17 protein-coding genes and 3 pseudogenes are annotated in these 18,148 nt (G+C 51.0%); 10 read left to right on the forward strand and 10 right to left on the reverse strand.

Annotated features, from left to right (window positions below; genetic code table 11):
• Positions 1-4: 4 nt before the first annotated feature.
• From C5S61_RS06505 to ffh, 6 genes and pseudogenes are all read right to left on the reverse strand, one after another.
• A complete protein-coding gene (locus tag C5S61_RS06505) occupies positions 5-1,117 on the reverse strand; it encodes a L,D-transpeptidase family protein (RefSeq protein ID WP_110514248.1) in 1,113 nt (370 codons plus the stop codon).
• Between the two features lie 106 nt (positions 1,118-1,223).
• Positions 1,224-1,748, reverse strand: coding sequence for a ribosome maturation factor RimM (rimM, locus tag C5S61_RS06510; protein WP_110514249.1), 525 nt, complete (start codon positions 1,746-1,748; stop codon positions 1,224-1,226).
• Complete coding sequence (locus C5S61_RS06515; RefSeq protein WP_110514250.1) at positions 1,745-1,972, reverse strand: KH domain-containing protein; 228 nt, start codon at positions 1,970-1,972, stop codon at positions 1,745-1,747. Before C5S61_RS06515 ends, rimM begins: the two co-directional genes overlap by 4 nt.
• 61 nt (positions 1,973-2,033) lie before the next feature.
• The gene (locus C5S61_RS27675; RefSeq protein ID WP_439109049.1) at positions 2,034-2,306 is read right to left on the reverse strand and encodes a sunset domain-containing protein; all 273 of its coding nucleotides are present in this window, start codon (positions 2,304-2,306) and stop codon (positions 2,034-2,036) included.
• Positions 2,307-2,348: 42 nt separating this feature from the next.
• Positions 2,349-2,615 (reverse strand): annotated as a pseudogene (rpsP, locus tag C5S61_RS27560) (30S ribosomal protein S16); the annotation flags it as partial.
• A gap of 116 nt (positions 2,616-2,731) precedes the next feature.
• Entirely contained in the window at positions 2,732-4,081 is a 1,350-nt protein-coding gene (gene ffh / locus C5S61_RS06525; protein ID WP_110514252.1) for a signal recognition particle protein, read from the reverse strand.
• A 223-nt stretch (positions 4,082-4,304) separates the two neighbouring features.
• Here ffh and C5S61_RS06530 point away from each other — a divergent pair, with 223 nt between their 5' ends.
• The gene (locus C5S61_RS06530) at positions 4,305-4,724 is read left to right on the forward strand and encodes a DoxX family protein (RefSeq protein WP_110514253.1); all 420 of its coding nucleotides are present in this window, start codon (positions 4,305-4,307) and stop codon (positions 4,722-4,724) included.
• 80 nt (positions 4,725-4,804) lie between these two features.
• Positions 4,805-5,380, forward strand: a complete 576-nt coding sequence (locus C5S61_RS06535; protein WP_110514254.1) for a metal-binding protein — start codon at positions 4,805-4,807, stop codon at positions 5,378-5,380.
• 1 nt (position 5,381) lies between these two features.
• Here C5S61_RS06535 and C5S61_RS06540 read toward each other — a convergent pair whose 3' ends face one another.
• Both C5S61_RS06540 and C5S61_RS06545 read right to left on the reverse strand, forming a co-directional pair.
• Positions 5,382-6,269 carry a hypothetical protein gene (locus C5S61_RS06540; protein ID WP_110514255.1) on the reverse strand — a complete coding sequence of 296 codons (888 nt, stop codon included), beginning with the start codon at positions 6,267-6,269 and terminating at the stop codon, positions 5,382-5,384.
• The gene (locus tag C5S61_RS06545; RefSeq protein WP_124033395.1) at positions 6,259-7,083 is read right to left on the reverse strand and encodes a hypothetical protein; all 825 of its coding nucleotides are present in this window, start codon (positions 7,081-7,083) and stop codon (positions 6,259-6,261) included. The genes C5S61_RS06540 and C5S61_RS06545 overlap by 11 nt, the downstream gene beginning before the upstream one ends.
• Before the next feature lie 191 nt (positions 7,084-7,274).
• Here C5S61_RS06545 and C5S61_RS27565 point away from each other — a divergent pair.
• The 5 genes and pseudogenes from C5S61_RS27565 to hutH all read left to right on the forward strand — a co-directional run.
• Positions 7,275-7,616: pseudogene (locus C5S61_RS27565) on the forward strand (DNA gyrase subunit A); the annotation flags it as partial.
• Positions 7,611-10,361 (forward strand): annotated as a pseudogene (gene gyrA, locus C5S61_RS06550) (DNA gyrase subunit A); the annotation flags it as partial. The pseudogenes C5S61_RS27565 and gyrA, both read left to right, overlap by 6 nt.
• Before the next feature lie 440 nt (positions 10,362-10,801).
• Positions 10,802-11,179: a hypothetical protein gene (locus C5S61_RS06555; protein ID WP_124033396.1), complete on the forward strand. Its 378-nt coding sequence runs from the start codon at positions 10,802-10,804 to the stop codon at positions 11,177-11,179.
• Positions 11,180-11,605: 426 nt separating this feature from the next.
• Entirely contained in the window at positions 11,606-12,142 is a 537-nt protein-coding gene (locus C5S61_RS06560; RefSeq protein WP_110514259.1) for a hypothetical protein, read from the forward strand.
• Between the two features lie 126 nt (positions 12,143-12,268).
• Complete coding sequence (gene hutH, locus C5S61_RS06565) at positions 12,269-13,855, forward strand: histidine ammonia-lyase (protein WP_110514260.1); 1,587 nt, start codon at positions 12,269-12,271, stop codon at positions 13,853-13,855.
• 189 nt (positions 13,856-14,044) lie between these two features.
• Here the strand turns inward: hutH and fmt are convergent, their stop codons facing one another.
• Positions 14,045-14,965, reverse strand: coding sequence for a methionyl-tRNA formyltransferase (gene fmt / locus C5S61_RS06570; protein WP_110514261.1), 921 nt, complete (start codon positions 14,963-14,965; stop codon positions 14,045-14,047).
• Between the two features lie 70 nt (positions 14,966-15,035).
• Positions 15,036-15,494 (reverse strand): GNAT family N-acetyltransferase, encoded by a 459-nt coding sequence (locus tag C5S61_RS06575; RefSeq protein WP_164689257.1) that lies wholly within the window; start codon positions 15,492-15,494, stop codon positions 15,036-15,038.
• Between the two features lie 176 nt (positions 15,495-15,670).
• Between C5S61_RS06575 and C5S61_RS06580 the strand changes: the two genes are divergently transcribed.
• The 3 genes from C5S61_RS06580 to C5S61_RS06590 all read left to right on the forward strand — a co-directional run bounded on the left by C5S61_RS06580 (position 15,671) and on the right by C5S61_RS06590 (position 18,136).
• Positions 15,671-16,051, forward strand: coding sequence for a hypothetical protein (locus tag C5S61_RS06580; protein ID WP_124033397.1), 381 nt, complete (start codon positions 15,671-15,673; stop codon positions 16,049-16,051).
• A gap of 82 nt (positions 16,052-16,133) precedes the next feature.
• Positions 16,134-16,601, forward strand: a complete 468-nt coding sequence (locus C5S61_RS06585) for a c-type cytochrome (RefSeq protein WP_110514264.1) — start codon at positions 16,134-16,136, stop codon at positions 16,599-16,601.
• Positions 16,602-16,684: 83 nt separating this feature from the next.
• Entirely contained in the window at positions 16,685-18,136 is a 1,452-nt protein-coding gene (locus C5S61_RS06590; RefSeq protein WP_110514265.1) for a PepSY-associated TM helix domain-containing protein, read from the forward strand.
• The last annotated feature ends 12 nt before the right edge of the window (positions 18,137-18,148 follow it).

The following is an 18,148-nucleotide window of genomic DNA, read 5'->3' on the forward strand; positions in this document are numbered from 1 at the left end:
CTGGTTAGTAATAGACTTGGACAGTTGTGCCAACGCTTGCCCAATCGTAGAGCCAAGCAGCAGCATCGAGCGGTAAGTTGACACAGCCATGGCTAATGCGGGTTCCGCTGCCAAACAAATCGTGCCAATAGGTGCCGTGCAGGGCAACGCTGCCATTGAAATACATGGCGTGTGGCACATTCGGCACAACCCAGGTTTCGCCACCAAGCGAGCCACGCATGGTTTGCAACGGCACTTTGGCATAAATTTCATAGCTGCCCGTTGGCGTGTTAAAGCCATCTTTGCCGGTGGCTACTGGCGCATCAAACACGACGGTGCCATTTTCGTAGGCATACAGCCATTGTTTGCTAATATCGACTTCGATGCGTTTGCCAAGGTTGGGGTTGGCGGGCTTGGGCGTGGCAGTTGGCACTGGCTCATTGGTTGGTTGAGCAGGCGCAGCGGTTGGTGGCACTTGGGTCGGCTCGGCAACTGGTTGCGGGGCAGCAGTTTGGACTGGGGCTGGCGCAACGGGATCAAATTCAAACAAATAGGGCAGCTCGTAGCTCATGCCTTCGATCAAGCCTCGGGCGGCAGCAACTTCTTGGCCAAGCGGCGCTAGCTCAATTTCATCGGGCGTACCAGCCAACAAGGGATGCTCAATTAACAAAGCTCGTTCAAAATATTGCACCTTGAAGCGGCCAGTTGGGCGAGCTTCGAATTGGGCTGGGCTAATTGGCAGGCCAAAAATTTCGACCCCGCCATTGGTTTCCCAAAACGTGCGGAAACTACCAGCGAGATCGTAGTTGGAGCCTTCTGGGCGTAAGCTTGCGCCAGCGAGCCGTGGTTGCGGGCCGAAATCGCGCCATTGGGTGCGTTCGCGGCCAACCAAGCCCAAGCCAACGCTAGCAGTTTGCGGATTGTACTCGAAGCGTGCGTTTTCAAAATACTGCACAACCAGTGCATCTTGTTCTAAGGGATCGGTAATTGGTTGGCCAAAAATCTGCTCGCCGCCATTAATTTGCCAAAACGAAGCAAACCCATAGCTATCGGTGAGGGCAGGGGTCACTGCTTGGGAAGTGCGAAAGGCCCAAAAACATAAACCAAGAACGAGGCTCAACCAAATGATCCGCCGCATAGCTGTATTCTCCGCGTGCTGCCTGAGGCTTAAAAGTATGTTGCGGCTTCATCGTAGCAGTGCAATGAGCCGCTGTCAATTCAGATTGGTGGAATGTTTGGGGTAATTATTCGGGCACAATATCGGCCAGCGATGTTACGGTAATCGTGCCGCCAGCAATATCAATTGAGCGAACGACCGCGCGCACCATTGGCACCAAAATATCTGCTTGGCCCAATTTACGCACGACTAAAACATCATTTGCGCCTGTTTCAATAATTTCGGCTGCTTGGCCAATCACATCGCCAGCTTCGGTTTGCACTTGTAAGCCAACCAAATCGTGCAAGAAATATTCATCATTGGCCAGCGGTGCTGCATCGCTGCGATGAATATAGGCTTCGAGACCTTGCATAGCCTCGGCTACTTCGCGGGTATCAACTTCGCTGAGCCGCAACAAATATAGGCTGCCCTTGTGTTGGTGCAAGCGACCAATCGTAAAGGGCTTCTCTAAGTTGCCAACAAACAAGTGTTTGAGCTTTTGAATATGTTCGGGGTGCGATGAGATCATCGAGATTTTTAACTCGCCGCGCACACCAAACGCCGCAGAAATGCGGCCAACTAACAAGAAATCATCAATATTTGGAGCTGTCACGAATTAACCTCTAGGTGGACCCGTTTGTTTTGGCGAGCGCCAACGATGCCCAATACGTCGCGAATGGCTTTGACCACGCGCCCATTGCGCCCGATGACTTTCCCTGCTTCGCTTTGGGGAATGCGCAGATCGAGGGTAATGCTGTGGTGACCAGTGCGTTTGCTAATTTTAATGTCGTCGGTGTCGATCAAGCCTTCGACGATATATTTCAATAAATCTTCCATAGCTGCATCCTTGCGCATAGAAATGGGTGTGAAGCCATTGCCTCACACCCGATTTGCGAGCTTACTCAGCGCTTTTTTGCCCAGGAGCGCGGAAGCCAGCGGCTTCGGCACTTTCCACGGTGTCGAACCACAATTCAGCCACGGTTGAATTGTAGTAGCGGCTGCCAGGAACGTGGTACAACATTGAGTTTTGGTTGCCTTTGATGGCGTAGCCTTCTGGGGCGCTACCATCGGCCACTGGGCGCACGCTGCCAGCAAATTCGCCAGCTTCGGCTGCGGCCTTGACTGGAGCGGCAACGGCGGCTGCTGGAGCAGCGGTAGCAGCTTTGGTCACGGCTTTTTTGGCCTTCTTGACTGGAGCTTCAACCTTAGCTGGAGCTTCGCCGATCAATTTGCCTTCAGCATCAACCACACCCAAGTTTTTCAACAAGCGCACTACGGTATCTGATGGTTGGGCACCAACGCTCAGCCAGTAGCGAGCGCGATCTTCCTTGATAAACACAACTTTTGGTTGGGCTTGGGGATTGTAGTGGCCAATCGTTTCAATAAACTTGCCATCGCGTGGCGCATGCGAATCTGCAATAACAACACGATATGCGGGCTTGTGCTTCATGCCCATCCGGCGAAGACGAATACGAACCATTCGAGTGTTTCCTCCAAAAGTGGCGAGTGGCTATAGTCTCAAGGCTTATAGGCTAGCCACTAAGTAATAATTAATTAGGTGCTATAGCCTACGAACAGTAGCCTATAGCCTCGGTTTTATTTGAACATGCGCATCAGGTCGCGCGGGTTTTGACCGCCCTTGCCGAAGCGTTTCATCATGCGTTGCATTTCACGGAACTGTTTGACCAAGGCGTTGACATCTTCGATACGCGTGCCACTGCCCTGCGAGATCCGGCGTTTGCGGCTGGGATCTTTCAGCAGGTCGGGGTTGCGGCGCTCTTTGAGTGTCATCGATTGAATAATCGCTTCGATGCGTTTCATCTCGCGATCATCAAGCGCTTCGTCAAGGTCTTTCATTTGGCGCAGTTGTTTGCCAATCCCAGGAATCATCCCCAAGATTTGTTGTAATGGGCCAAGTTTACGCATCGAGTTCATTGCCCCAAGGAAATCTTCAAAGTCGAAGGTGCCTTTGCGCATCTTCTTTTGCATTTTCTTGGCTTCGTCTTTGTCGTACACTTGCTCGGCGCGCTCGATCAAGGTCATCACATCGCCCATGCCCAAAATCCGTTGGGCTAAGCGATCGGGGTGGAATGGTTCGATGGCATCGGTTTTTTCGCCCGTCCCAAGGAACTTGATTGGCACTCCAGTGACTTCGCGCATCGAGAGCGCAGCCCCGCCACGGGCATCGCCATCGATTTTGGTCATAATCAAGCCAGTCAATGGCACTTTGGCGTGGAAGGCCTCGGCAACTTTGACCGATTCTTGACCAATCATGGCATCGACGACCAACATAATTTCGGTTGGCCCGATGCGCTCGACGACTTGTTGTAACTCACCCATCAGGCGTTCGTCGATTTGCAAGCGTCCGGCGGTATCGACGATCACAAAGTTGTTGCCATTGATCCGAGCTTGGCGCAAGGCGTGCTCAGCAATATCAGGTGGCGCAACCTCGGTACCTTCGCTATAAACCGGAATATTCAATTGCTTGCCGAGCGTTTCCAACTGCTTAATTGCGGCTGGTCGGTAGATGTCGGCGGCAACCAACAATGGCGTTTTGCCTTTTTTGCGCATATACAGCGCCAATTTGGCGGCCATGGTTGTTTTACCAGCACCTTGTAACCCAACCAGCATCACAATCGTCGGCTGCTCGCGGTTCTTCGATTCATTGATTGGCACATTGGCATCACCAAGCAAGTGCACCAATTCGTCGTGAACGATTTTGATCACTTGTTGACCAGGAGTCAAACTCTTGGTGACTTCTTCGCCAATCGCTTGTTCGCGGACCCGCGCCACAAAATCTTTGACGACTTTGAAGTTAACGTCTGCTTCCAACAAGGCCAAGCGCACTTCGCGCAAGCCCGCATCAACATCTGATTCAGTTAGGCGGCCTTTGCTGCCCAACCGGTTGAAAACATCGGTTAAGCGGTCGGATAGATTCTCAAACATCATACACCTCACCGCAACAGAAAAAACTGGCAGAAACTCGGCACGCCCTAGCGCGGAAAGTTTCCTGTCAGCATTTTGTCGCATTGTAGTTGATTACACACGGCCTGTCAAACTGCTTTCTTTGGGGGTATTTTTGTACTCGCTGCCTCTAGTGTAGCACACAAAAAGCCCATTAGCGTGTATCATAGCGGCATTTACTACGATTTGTCGCAAGGAGTTCGCGATGAAAAGCGCACAGCTGAGTGCTATCGCTTGGACGCTATTACGAGTCGTTGTTGGCGTTGTGTTCGTTGTTCATGGCTGGTCGAAAGTAACGATGATTGGTGATATTGCCGCAACCTTTGGCAACCAATATCAGTTACCAATTCCGGCGGTGCTGGCATGGTTGGTAGCTACCGTCGAATTTTTGGGTGGTTTGGCATTAACCGTTGGGGTGTATAGCCGTTGGGCAGCTTTATTGCTTGGTTGTGTCATGCTCGGGGCAATTAAAGTTCATTGGGGCAAGTTTTTTTATTATGCCGAGGGTATGGAATACGATTTAGTCTTGCTCACGATTTGTCTCGTCGTTGGCTTGAATGGTGGCGGCCCGTATTCAGTTGATGAAATGGTGTTGAACAAGCCCCCAGCCAAAAAAACAGCCTAAACTGCTTGCATTGCAACCAACGATCAAAGATAATAGCACATCTGCACTATCCATTATGCTATTTCTAGGAGCGTTGCACAATGCCTGATGGTAAAACCCATGATATGTTGACAGTTTTTACGGGCATTGTTGGGATTCCAGTGATTTGGCGTTTGGTGCCAAACAGTGATTTATTGGCGGCGTTTGTTTGGGCCGGAACCCATATGGTTTCCGGTATGGCCTTCTCTCCCGACCTCGATTTGGCTTCAGAACCGTATAACCGCTGGGGGCCACTACGCTTTATTTGGTGGCCCTATCGCGAGTTGGTTCCGCATCGCGCTGGAATTTCGCATAGCCTGGTGTTTGGCCCGCTCTTTCGGCTTGGTTATTTCTTGGTGATGGTCTGGCTCTCGTTTTATCTCGGCATGACCCTGATTAATAGTTTCACGCCAGTTGATACCGCCACTATCAGCGCCGCTTTTATTGCCGACCTCAAACAGCTTTGGTATAGCGATCGCCAATTGATTATCTATGGCTTGATTGGCTTTATCACTGGCGGCGCAGTGCATTCGATTGCCGATTGGCTGATTGAGGGCCGTGAGCCATACCACCGATCGCTCCTAATGCCGTGGCGCAAGCGGCGACGCAAACGCCGCCGCGATGACTGGGGTTGGTAATTTAGCCCAACCAGGTGCCAACTTTGCCATCGCCGCGACTGCCAAGCAACAGCTCTGGTGGCGTTGGGCGTTGTTGCCAAAAACGATTCCAATTGGCAATCGCATTCATTTTATAGGCCCCAATGACTGAAAAGACGATTATCAGGGGAATAATAATATATTGGCTGCTTAAGACCGCTCTTATTCCATTTTGAAACGCGAGAATAAAGGAAAGCGATTGAATCGAGGCAAGATCGACTTCGCCGACAAGCAGCGCTATAATCACATATACGGACATCAAAAAGGCAAAGCCACTGAAGAGAACTGTCAAAAATCGGCCTAGGGTATAGCCTGCACGTAGCCATGCATCAAGCATCGGCACTTGCTGGCCTGCTTTGGGTGGCGTTGGCAAGAGGCCAATTTTGCTGCGCTCAATTGAAAAAAGCGTATTTGTGCCGCGTGGTACGACCGGAACCCAAGCCATGGTTGGCGGCGAATCAGTTAAGGCAAGCAACATAGGCGAACCCATAATATTCAGCCCAACGCTATTAACCGGTTGGGTAAAATTATGTGGCAGCACGGGCCAGCCAACGAATGGCACCGCCAGCAGCAATTGTTCTGGCACTTCAACCGTTTGAAAATCTTTTTCGCGAATGGCTTTGAGTGCGCCACTAACTGGGCGACGCAATTGCGGTTGGCCGGTTGGCCCCCATGCAATCATCCACGGCCCCAAGGTGCGATAGCCATGGACTTTGAGCCACTGTTCTGCTGCGGCCATAACTGGCCCAACATAGCCCGTCGGCAATGGGGCAATCAATTCTTGGTGGGCTGGCAAAATATGCAGTTGAAGCGCCATCGCCTCAGGTAGCTGTTGGGCAATTAGTTGTTCGATGGGAAAGTCATTGCTCACGCTGTTTCTCCGACTCTAGCTCAATGATCAAGAGGGGTGGTGTTGGGGTCGTTGCCCAAAAACGGTTCCAGGCCTGAATTGCACTCCGGCGTTGTTGCCAAATCACCACTCCCAATAGCATGCTTCCAATGATACCAAACCAACGCAGCGCTGTGAAGATCGCAAAACTTTGCAAAAAAAGCACCTGTGGCTCAGCCCCCAACCACCATTGAACCAAAGCCCATGGCATGCTCAAGAGCAAAATGCTTATGATTGCGGCCAATTGCAAACGTAAAAATGGTGGCCATGTGTGCTGCCATTGATCGCGCCATGTCAATTGTTGCCCAAGCTCAGGCACTGGCCGTTGCCAGCCAAGTTTACGCACCCACCAGCTATGGCGTGGCCACAATGCCCGCGCGCCTAGCGGCACAACCGGAATATAGGCCTGCACCAGTGGCTCGACCCCAACCAAGGGCAACACTGGAATCAAGGGTGCACTCAGTGGCTCCAGCCCTTGCTCGGCCAATTGATCGTAGATGCCCGCAAGGTTGTAGCGCTGCTGAGCATCAAGCGTCAACCAGATTTCAGCCACCAAACGGGCCTCGATTTGTTGCACGCTATATTCGGCGGTTAGCTTGGGGTCAAACACATGGGCAATCGGCTGATAGAGCATGCGTTGGGCTGCTGGATTCCAGGTTTGCAAGGCTGGGCCAAGCGCCGTGTAGCCTTGTAAACGCAAAGCTTGGCGCATCTGGTCTGCTTGTTCCAGCACCTGCGTCAGCTCAGCTCGGCGCAAAACGCTATCGTGTTGTTCAAATAAAAACAGTGCTAGCATACCGCTCAATTTCTTGGCCTCAACCATCGTTTGCTTGTTAAGCGTAGTATAGCAACGATATGCTGATCGCTGCGCAGATTAACGAAATTCAGCATATTTGTGCTAAAAATATTCGACATTATGGCTATTTCACGGTATAATACAAGCAGATTAACTTTAGGGATTTAGCGCTTACGTAAGGGATAAAATTCATGGAAATAGGGATTGTCAAGCCAGTTGCAATTGTCGATGAGATGCGCACTGCCTATCTCGATTATGCAATGAGTGTGATTGTCTCGCGGGCGTTACCTGATGCTCGCGATGGCCTCAAACCAGTGCAACGGCGGATTTTATATGCAATGTTCCGCGAAGGTCTTTTGCACAACGTTCGCTATTCCAAATGTGCAGGTGTTGTCGGCGAAGTGCTCAAGAAGTATCACCCACACGGCGATTCTTCGGTGTACGATGCGCTCGTGCGGCTCGCCCAACCATGGAATATGCGCTACCCGCTGGTCGATGGCCAAGGCAACTTCGGCTGTTTTACTGGCGATACCAAAATCAAGCTCCTTGATGGCACTGAAAAAAGCTTTGAAGAACTTGCTCAACTACCATATGACGAGATCTTCTATGTTTACTCAGTTGATCGACAAGGCAAGATTGTGGTTGGTGAAGGCCGATCATCACGGATTACTCGCCGCCAAGCGCAGTTGGTTGAATTGACCTTTGATGATGGCTCAGTAGTTCGCTGTACGCCTGATCATAAGTTTATGCTACGTGATCAGACGTGGAAAGAGGCCCAGCATTTAACGATCGATGATAGCTTAATGGCTGGCTATTTTGATGATTCTAATCCATTGATGGTTTTACAACCTCAAACTGGCGTATATGAAAATCTCCAGCTGCCCAAATCTAGCACTACCAAATCCTCAACTCATAGCTGGAATAGTGATCATCGTTTAATGCTTCAGCATACCTCGCGATTGCTTGCTCAATTTGGTAAGTTAGAGTTAAGTGCTGCGCTTTACGATGCGAAACGCATTGAAACAATTCCTAACAGCGCGAAAGCAATCCAAGCCTTTGGTACATTTGATGAGTTAGTTCAAGTCGCATCAACCTATAATCATCGCGTGGTTGGGTTGCGCTGGCTCGATGAAACTGCTGATGTTTATGATATTACAGTTAATGAATATCATAACTTTATGCTGGCCAATGGTTGTGTTGTGCATAACTCTGTCGACGGCGACGCTGCTGCCGCATATCGATACACTGAGGCGCGGCTCAAGGAAATTGCCGAAGAATTATTGCGCGACATCGACCGCGATACAGTGAATTTTGGCCCCAACTTTGATGGCGGCTATCAAGAACCGCTAGTATTGCCAGCGCGCTTGCCCAATTTGCTGCTCAATGGCTCATCGGGGATTGCCGTCGGCATGGCCACCAATATTCCGCCGCATAACCTTGGCGAGATTTGCGATGGCATTAGCTACTTGGTCGATAATCCCGATGCGACTGTTGAAGATTTGATTAAGTTCATCCCTGGCCCCGACTTTCCAACCGGCGGCTCGATTTTGGGTACTGAAGGCATTGTCAGTGCCTATACTAGTGGCCGTGGCCGGATCTTGATTCGCGCCAAAGCCCATATCGAAGAAGCAGCCCGTGGCGCATACCATATCGTCGTGACCGAATTGCCCTATCAGGTCAATAAATCACGCTTGATTGAACGGATTGCCGAGTTGGTCAAGGATAAACGCATCGAAGGTATTCGCGACGTGCGCGACGAATCCGACCGCTCTGGGATTCGGATGGTGATTATTTTGAAACAAGATGCCCAGCCCAAAAAGGTGCTCAATCATCTGTTCAAATACACCAGCATGCAAACGACCTTTGGGGCCAATATGTTGGCCTTGGTCGAAGATGGCAAGCAGCCACGCACGCTTTCGCTCAAAAAAGCGTTGCAAGAATACATCGAACATCGCCAAATCGTTATTCGACGGCGTACCGAGTTTGATCTGGCCAAAGCCAAAGCGCGGGCGCACATTCTCGAAGGCTTGAAGATTGCGCTTGATCAGCTTGACGAAGTGATTGCGACGATTCGCGCCAGCCGCACTGCTGAAACAGCGCGCAGTAACTTGATGAAAAATTTCAAACTGAGCGAATTGCAATCGCAAGCGATTTTGGAAATGCAATTGCGCCGTTTGGCTGGCCTCGAACGCAAAAAGATCGAGGACGAATATAAAGAAGTATTGCGCTCAATTGCCGACTTCGAAGATATTTTGTCCAAGCCAGAACGGGTTTTCACGATCATCAAAGACGATGTGGCCGAACTCAAGGAAAAATATGGTGATGTCCGCCGCTCGCGAATTATTGCCGATGCGACTGGCGATATCAGCACCGAAGACCTGATTCCCGACATGAATGTGTTGGTAACGGTGACTGATCGCGGTTACATCAAGAAACTGCCTGGCGATACCTATCGGGTGCAAAATCGCGGTGGGCGGGGCATTAAAGGCATGACCACCAAAGAAGACGATGTGGTGGCACACCTCTTGATGTGTAATACGCTGAACGACTTACTGTTCTTTACCAACCGTGGTAAAGTCTATCAACTCAAAGTACACGAAGTACCCGATGCCAGCCGCACGGCCAAAGGCCTGCCGTTGGTCAACTTGATCTCGCTCGAGCCAGGCGAATTGGTCACATCATTGATTGCCGTTCCCGATTTCGACGATGGCGAATATTTGGTGATGACCACCGTCAAAGGCCGAATCAAGCGTACCAAATTGAGCGAATATAGCTCGGTGCGTTCGAATGGTCTGATTGCAATTGGGCTTGATGCTGGCGACGAACTGCGCTGGGTCAAGACCAGCAATGGCGATGAAGATATTTTGATGACAACCCAACAGGGTCAAACCATCCGCTTCAGCCAATCTGAAGTGCGGCCAATGGGGCGGCCAGCAAGTGGCGTAATTGGCATCAAAATGTCGGCCAAAGATCAAGTTGTGGGGATGGATTTGGTTCGACCAGATTCACAGCTTTTGGTAATTACGTCACACGGCATGGGCAAGCGCACCGACCTTGAAGATTATCCAGTCAAGGGGCGGGCAACCCAAGGTGTGATTACCATGCGGCTTAAGCCAGGCGATATTATTGCCGCCGCATTAGTGCTGACTGATAGCGATATTGTTACCACAATTACTCGCAATGGCGTAGTGATGCGCACCCGTGCCGACAAGATTTCTAAGTATGGGCGAACGACCCAAGGCGTTAACGTAATCAATCTTGACAAGAAAGATTTAGTTGCGGCAGTCTCGGCTGAACCTCCAGTTGACGACAAGAGCGACGATTCGGATGCCAACGATAGCCCCGGCACAGTAACCCTCACTGCTTAAGCTTTTTAAGCAATTCACTTGCGAAAAACCCGTTGCATACCTGATGTGCAACGGGTTTTTGCGTGTTAAACTCAAATTCAGCTATATACCTAGATCACACTTTTTTTACCCTGTTTTAATCTAGCTATTCATGGAAACTGTGATATAATCGGGGAGACATAACATAATACCAGCAATTTTCCACCTCTATATCCCATCTACTTACCACCACCACTGTCCGCTGTCGGTTGACCTATTGACCCAGAAAGCGAAGGAACGGAAGATACACCAACAGGCCGAGGAGCCTGTAAACCGCCATGATAGCGGGGTCTCTTTTCCGCGCAGTCAAAGAGGATTGCAAGGAGGCGAGCATGATCTCTTCAAGCGTATATATGTTGCTTGAGCAAGCGATCGATACTCCCGAAAAGCTGCATTGTGTCATACTATTTGCACAACGAACAGTCAATCAAGGCACGGCTGCTCACATCGCCCGCCAGCTAGGGCGCGATATTTGGAGCATTGAGCGTGCGCTCAAAGAGCTCAGTGAAGCAGGGATTCTTTCCGTCGCCGGTGAAGGCAAATCATCGTGTTATCACTATCAACCGCGGGCGTATGTGGTTAATGCCTTGGAGTTGTTAATTCAGACCTACAACGACCCGATTTTGCGCAGCGAAGTATGCGATTATGTGCGTGAGCTAGCCAGCTACGCGCCCTATCGTGCCCACTTCCATACCATGCTCACAATCTAAATCTGCGTCGGCTCATAGCTCCTGAGAAGAGAGAGCGACGTTGGTTGTAGCGCATTATTAATCTCCTCTGATTATGAATTTAATGTGATATTGAATATAGATTATGCCGCATTCATACAGCTTTTCGAGTAAGCTCGTGTGCTTGACAGGTATAGTGTTGTTTGCTATGCTCTTTTTCGAGAAAGATCATCAATATTCCTATCCTCCATCAATACACTCCATTCTAGCTCTTCTTTCTTAATGCAATAAAACATACGCTGTTTATGCAAGCAATTATTTAATTTTTTAAAACTATGTGTAGCATTTAAATCTACAATTGATTTAGATGATTATTTCTGCTGGCTATAAATAATGTTTCAGCACTCGTATGTTTGATATAGTGAATAATATTATTGCAAACATTTAATTTTTTAAGAAGGATTCGTTATGTTTCGCTTAGTATATCGAGGCAGCTTGTTGCTATTATTGTGCAGCAGCGTCTTTTTGGGCTGTAGCACCACGAAACTTCCTACGAATCCGCCCGATTCTACTCAAGTTGCGCCAGGCGACGTTGTTGAACCAGCAAGCTTGGAAGAATTTCTGCGTGTGAGCAAATTGCGCGAATCGCTCGAAATTGAATGGTATAACCCTACCACGAGAAGTTGTATGACGATTCGTGATCAAGATTTTATTAAGCAGTTTGTCGATACAATGGGCAATCCAAAATCCAGCCAACCAATCAGCGCCAGCGAAGCAACATTACTGATCTTCGAAACGAACAGCCTTGATCAGCCAGCAGATACCCGGCTGATTGCGCTGAATCTTGATCCTGTCCAAGCCACGGCGGCGTTTAACAATCTATCAACGCCCAATTGGCCAATCGATTTGCAGGGTCAATATCAGCTTGGCGATCCACAGGCGTTGTTGGATTTATTGGCAACCATCGAACCAAAATCAACAACCAATGGCCCTGTGTGTGAATAGCGGATAAACCCAAATCCAAGCTGAATTTGCCGTGTTATAGCACCTACGCTCGATTCGCAAGCAGGAACCATTGCTGGCGACTGGTATACTAACGCCGAAAGCGAATTAAGCTAGCGAGGTAGCATTGTGGAACGTTTAGTGCTCAATGGCGAGCAGTTAACTGTCGATGGTTTGGTGTCTGCCGCTCGAAATCCAGCAATTAAGGTTGAATTAGCTCCCGAAGCAATTGAACGAATGCACTATTCGCGGGCCGCTGTCGAGTGTTTTGTGGCCGAAGGTCGAGTGGTTTATGGCATTACCACGGGCTTTGGCCATTTTCAGAATCGCACAATTGATAGCGACCATGTGCGCGAATTGCAACGCAATATTATTATGAGCCATGCCACTGGCACAGGCACGCCGTTGCGCCGCGACCAAGTGCGGGCAATGTTGATTGTGCGGGTCAATACCTTGGCCAAGGGCTTTTCGGGCATTCGCCCCTTGGTTGCCCAAGCCCTGCTCGATTTGCTCAACGCCGATATGTTGCCAATTATTCCTTGCCAAGGCTCGCTTGGTGCGAGCGGCGACCTTGCACCACTGGCCCATGCCAGCTTGATTTTGCTTGGTTTAGGCGAGGCGGTTGAGGCTGGGCAATCGCCAGTCCATGGTCAACGCATCAGCGGAGCCGAAGTCTTGGCCCGTTTGAATCAAAAACCCTTAGTTTTAGAGGCCAAAGAAGGTTTGGCGCTTACCAATGGCACCGCCTTGTTGAGCGGGCTTGCAGCCTTGGCAATTTACGATGCAGAGCAACTGTGTCGCACTGCTGAAACTGTGGCTGCCTTGTCGATGGAAGCTTTGGCGGCCTTGCCTTCGGCCTTTGATCAACGGCTGCATGCGATTCGTCCGCATCCGCGCCAAATCGATAGCGCGCGCAGTATTCGCGAACTGTTGCAGGGTAGCAGCTTTGTCTACCCCAACGGCGAAGCTGATCCGGCGATCTATGGGCCGCATAAAGTGCAAGATGCCTACTCGTTGCGCTGCGTGCCGCAAGTGCATGGCGCAATTCGCGATGCTGCCTGTTATGGGCGCTGGGCCACCGAAATCGAACTCAATAGCGCCACCGATAATCCCTTGATTGTGCCGGTTGATCCTGCGCAACTTGCTGGCGAATACGAGGCGATTTCGGGCGGTAACTTCCATGGCGAGCCATTGGCCTTGGCGATGGATTTTCTCAAAGTGGCTTTGAGCGAGCTTGGCAACATTAGCGAGCGCCGTACTGCCCGCTTGGTTGATGCTGGCTTGAATGGCAATTTGCTGCCGCCATTCTTAACTGAACAAGGCGGTTTGCATTCTGGCATGATGTTGATTCAATATACGGCTGTGGCGTTGGCGAGTGAAAATAAAGTGCTGGTGCATCCCGCTGCTGCCGATACGATTCCCACCTCGGGCAATCAAGAAGATCACGTTAGCATGGGGCCAACCGCCGCTCGTCAAGCGGTCGAAATGCACGATAACGTCGTGGGAATTTTGGCCTGCGAAGCCTTGTGTGCCGCCCAAGCGATTGATTTACGCTGGCAAAAACACCAGCATTTGCAACTTGGCCAAGGCACAGCTTTGGCGCAGCAGGCAATTCGGCAGGTTGTGCCATTTTTGGCCGAAGATACCGTGATGTATCCGCATATCGAGCGCTTGAAGCAGTTGATTTTTGCTGGCAGCTTGGCCTTGGCTGAGTAAGCTTGGCGAAGATTGGTTGTGAACCCCCTCACCCCAACCCCTCTCCCACGCGGCGGGCGAGGGGCTTTAACTGCGTGGTTCTTGCTCAATTTGTCGGTGAAACAGGGTTCTCCCCCTCGCCCGCGTCCAGTGGGAGAGGGGGCTTGGGGGGTGAGGGCACGTTGTACCCCAACAACCGACCCCCAGCCTTTACAAGCGTTCTAGCTCTTTGGCTCCGCGCCGCCAATCGCTGGCGGCCATTGGGCGTTTGCCTGCTGGCTGAACTTCGAGCAATTCGAGTGCGCCGCTGCCAGTGGCGACCAAAATTTGGCCTTGCTGTTCGATCAGCGTGCCTGGCTGCGCATTGCCGCTCCAACTGCTATGCGCTTTGGAGCGTAGAATTTTAAACGGCTGATCGTTGAGTTTTACCGCAGTCCCAGGCCATGGATCGTAGGCGCGGGTCATGCGTTCGATCACAATTGCAGGCAAGCTCCAATCAATCAAGCCATCGTTTTTGCTGATCATTTGGGTGTAGGTAGCTTGGCTATCATCCTGAATTTGGGCTTGAATTTGGCCCGCAGCATATGCTGGCAAGAGCTGAGCTAGCAACTCGCCACCTTGGCGCATCAGTTGGGCCGTCCATTCACCAGCCCGCGCATCTTTGGCCAAGGGCATGACCACTTGACCCAAAATTGGCCCAGCATCCATTTTGGCCGTTAGCTTGATGATCGACACGCCGACTAAATCATCACCTGCCAAAATTGCCCCCGTAATTGGTGCTGGCCCACGGTAGAGCGGCAAAATCGATGGGTGAATATTCAAATAGCCCAAGGCTGGAATTTGCAACACATTTTTACGCAAAATCTCGCCATAGGCTGCCACAACCCCAACTTCTGGTGCAAAAGCCCGCAAACGCTCGACCACAGCTGGATCTTTGAGGGTTTCTGGTTGAAACACCGGAATCCCAAGCCGTTCGGCGGCAAGTTTGACCGGCGGCGCGGTAAGCACATTTTTGCGACCAGCAGGCCGATCTGGTTGGGTCACTACGCCGACAATCTCATGACCGCTGGCGTGCAACAACTCAAGTGGCGCAACCGCGATTTCGGGCGTGCCTAAATATAAAATTCGCATTGGCGATACCTCAAACTGGGAGAGTTTTCCAGCAAGCATGATACCGTGCTTGCTGGAAAATCGAAAGCAGCTAGGCGCGCTCTAAACGGGCACAGGTGCAAGGATAGCCAGCATTATCGCTCTCAAAAGTTTTGCTGATCGCGAAGCCAGCCCGTTGATAGAGTTCAACGGCACGGCGGTTTTCGGCAAGGGCAATCGTCCAAGCACCAGCCCCAATCTGCTCGAGGGCAAAATTCAGCAATTGGCGGCCCAAGCCACGGCCATAATGGCTTGGCGCGATATACAGCCAGCCAAGGTATTTGCCATTAATTCCAACAAAGCCCACCACGTGATCATCAATGCTGACGACGAATTTTTGCGATTGCTCAAAATCGCTGAGCGATGCTTGATCGTCTGCAAGCGGGATAAATGCTCGTGGATCGCACGCGCCGCGCAGTTCGTCGGGGCGGGCTGCATCGTGAATTTGACTGACCACAGCCCAATCGGCTTCAGTGTAGGGGCGAATCTGCCCAAGAGTTGTATCGTGCATGATTAAAACTCCTGCAATAGGAAAGATGCCGAGCATACCAACTTGTGGCTCAATCCACATCCGACCTGAGAGGGAGCATAATCGAGTTAATGCCTGATCGCAGCAAACTGAAACTGTGTTAAGATAACGCGCAGTTCAGCGGCAACAACAGGCGGAAACAACACGGTATGCTTGGAATGTTCAAGCAACAAGTCAAAATGCTTACATGGCGCACACTTTTTGGTTGGGCAATGGTTGTTCAGCTTGCTTTGGTGTGTCCATTGGGCTGTGTGATTCACTGTTTGCTGCAACACCAACCAATGCTGATGCAAGCAGAAACGCAGCCAGCAAGCATGTTTGTCTGTGCCCTGATGACTCAAGCCGATTCGATGCCCAATGGAACCCAGAGTGGCTTAGCCGCGAGTAGCATGGGCAGTGGCTTGGTGGCAATGTTTGCACTGCTTGGTTTTTGGCCAAGCCTCATGTTTGGTTTGCGCAGCTTGCGCCGTTTGAATTGGCTTATTCAACACCCCTTAGTTTCGTTTCAACATCGATTAAGCACACCCCCTCCCCGCTAAACCCAACTCAATCCACAATCAATGGTTTGTGATCTCAGCGTGGCTTTACGCTGAGGATATTTGAGTTTGGGAGTTTTCTGCAATGCCAATCTTTTTACGTTTGCGCTCTGCCGTTGCTGGTTTGGCGCTTGTGGGCTTGGCCGCCTGTGGCTCAGCAACAACCGATAGCAATGTCGGGCGCTTTACTGGGGTTTCAACGACGGTTCCTGTAGCTGGTAATAATGCTGCAAGCACTGGCGATACCGTGGCTGGCAAGGCAATTTTCGATGGCACAACCGCAATTGCTGGTGCGCCGCCCTGCCTGAGTTGCCATGTGGTCGATGCCGCCAAACCGCAAACCGTCGGGCCAAATCTGGCCGGAATTGGCGTGCATGCAGCAACCAGGGTTGCAGGCCAAACCGCCAACGCCTATTTACACAGCTCAATTGTCGATCCCAATAGCTTCTTCGTCGATGGCTTTGCCCAAGGCTTGATGTTTGCGGGCTATGGCGATGCGCTCACACCTCAACAGGTCGATGATGTTGTGGCCTATTTATTAAGTTTGCAGTAAATCGATTAAGTAGCTTTTTGCTGCGCTCACTCAAATAGGTGTGAGCGCAGCAGCTAAATCCTTCAGCATACCGAGGTTTTTAAATGACGACGACAACCACCAACGATGGAGCAACCAGCGACGAACGGCGGGCGCAATCGGTTTTTTATCGGGCAATTTGGCGCTGGCACTTTTACGCAGGCCTGTTTGTTGTGCCCTTGATGATTGTGCTGGCCGTAACTGGCAGCATTTATCTCTTCAAGCCACAACTTGATCGCTTAATGTATGGCAATTTGATGAACGTGGTGCATACCAGCGGCTCGGCGCAGAGCTACACCAGCCAAGTTGCTGCGGCCCAAGCTGCCTATCCTGACGCGAGTGTTGGCAAAATTCGGCCAAGCGATGCCCACGATCGCAGCACTGAAATGAGCATGAGCACCAGCGATGGGCGCAATCTGACGGTTTTTGTCAATCCTTATACTAACCAAGTGCTTGGTGAGCGCGACGAAGATTGGAACTTGCAAGCGGTTGCTTTGAAATTGCACGGCGAGTTGCTGATTGGCACGCTTGGCGATCGAATTATTGAATTGGCTGCTTGCTGGGCGATTTTGCTGACGCTTTCGGGCATTTACCTGTGGTGGCCACGCTCGAAAAGCGGCATCTGGGGCACGTGGTTGCCTCGTTTGCGCAGCAAAAATAAACGTATTTTCTGGCGCGATTTGCACGCTGTGCCAGGCATGTATGCTTCGTTGATTGTGCTGTTTTTGCTGATTACGGGCTTGCCTTGGACGGGCTATTGGGGCGAAAACTTTGCCAATATTTCGAGCAAATATCCCAACCAGCTGTGGAGCAATATTCCCGAATCGACGGCCTTAACTGGCAGCCTCAATACCACGACTGATAAAGTTGTGCCTTGGGCAGTTGAGCAAGCGCCGTTGCCGCAATCGAATACTGATCATGCTGAGCATCGCGGCAACGGAACTGGTGCGTCAGTGCCAAGCAGCGCCACCGAAGGGCCGCAAGCTGCCACGCCGGTTACGCTTGATTCAGTGATTGATGTAGCCAAAGCGCGCGGCGTGATTGCCAGCTTTACGGTTACGCCGCCAAGCAGCGCAAAAGGCGTGTACACGATCGCGGCGGTCGCCAACGATCCTGCTGATGAAGCCACCATTCACGTCGATCAATATAGCGGGGCGATTTTGGCTGATATTCGTTGGCGCGATTATGCCTTGGTTCCCAAAGCAGTCAGTATGGGGATTTCGCTGCACGAAGGCAAATATTTTGGCTTGCCCAACCAACTTTTGGCCTTATTTGGGGCGTTGACGGTGTTGTTGCTTTCGGTTTCAGGTGTGGTGTTGTGGTGGAAGCGCCGACCTGCTGGGCGCTTGGGTGCGCCAAATTTACCAGCCAACTTCCCACATTGGAAGCCTGTGCTGTTGCTGGTTGCCTTGGCGAGTTTGGCCTTTCCGTTGGTTGGCGCATCGCTCTTGTTTATGTTGGTGTTGGATCTGACGCTGTTTCGCTTTGCGCCACGTTTGAAACAGCGCTTCGCCTAATTGTAAACATTT

The sequence above is a fragment of the Herpetosiphon llansteffanensis genome (assembly GCF_003205875.1).
GTDB lineage: Bacteria > Chloroflexota > Chloroflexia > Chloroflexales > Herpetosiphonaceae > Herpetosiphon > Herpetosiphon llansteffanensis.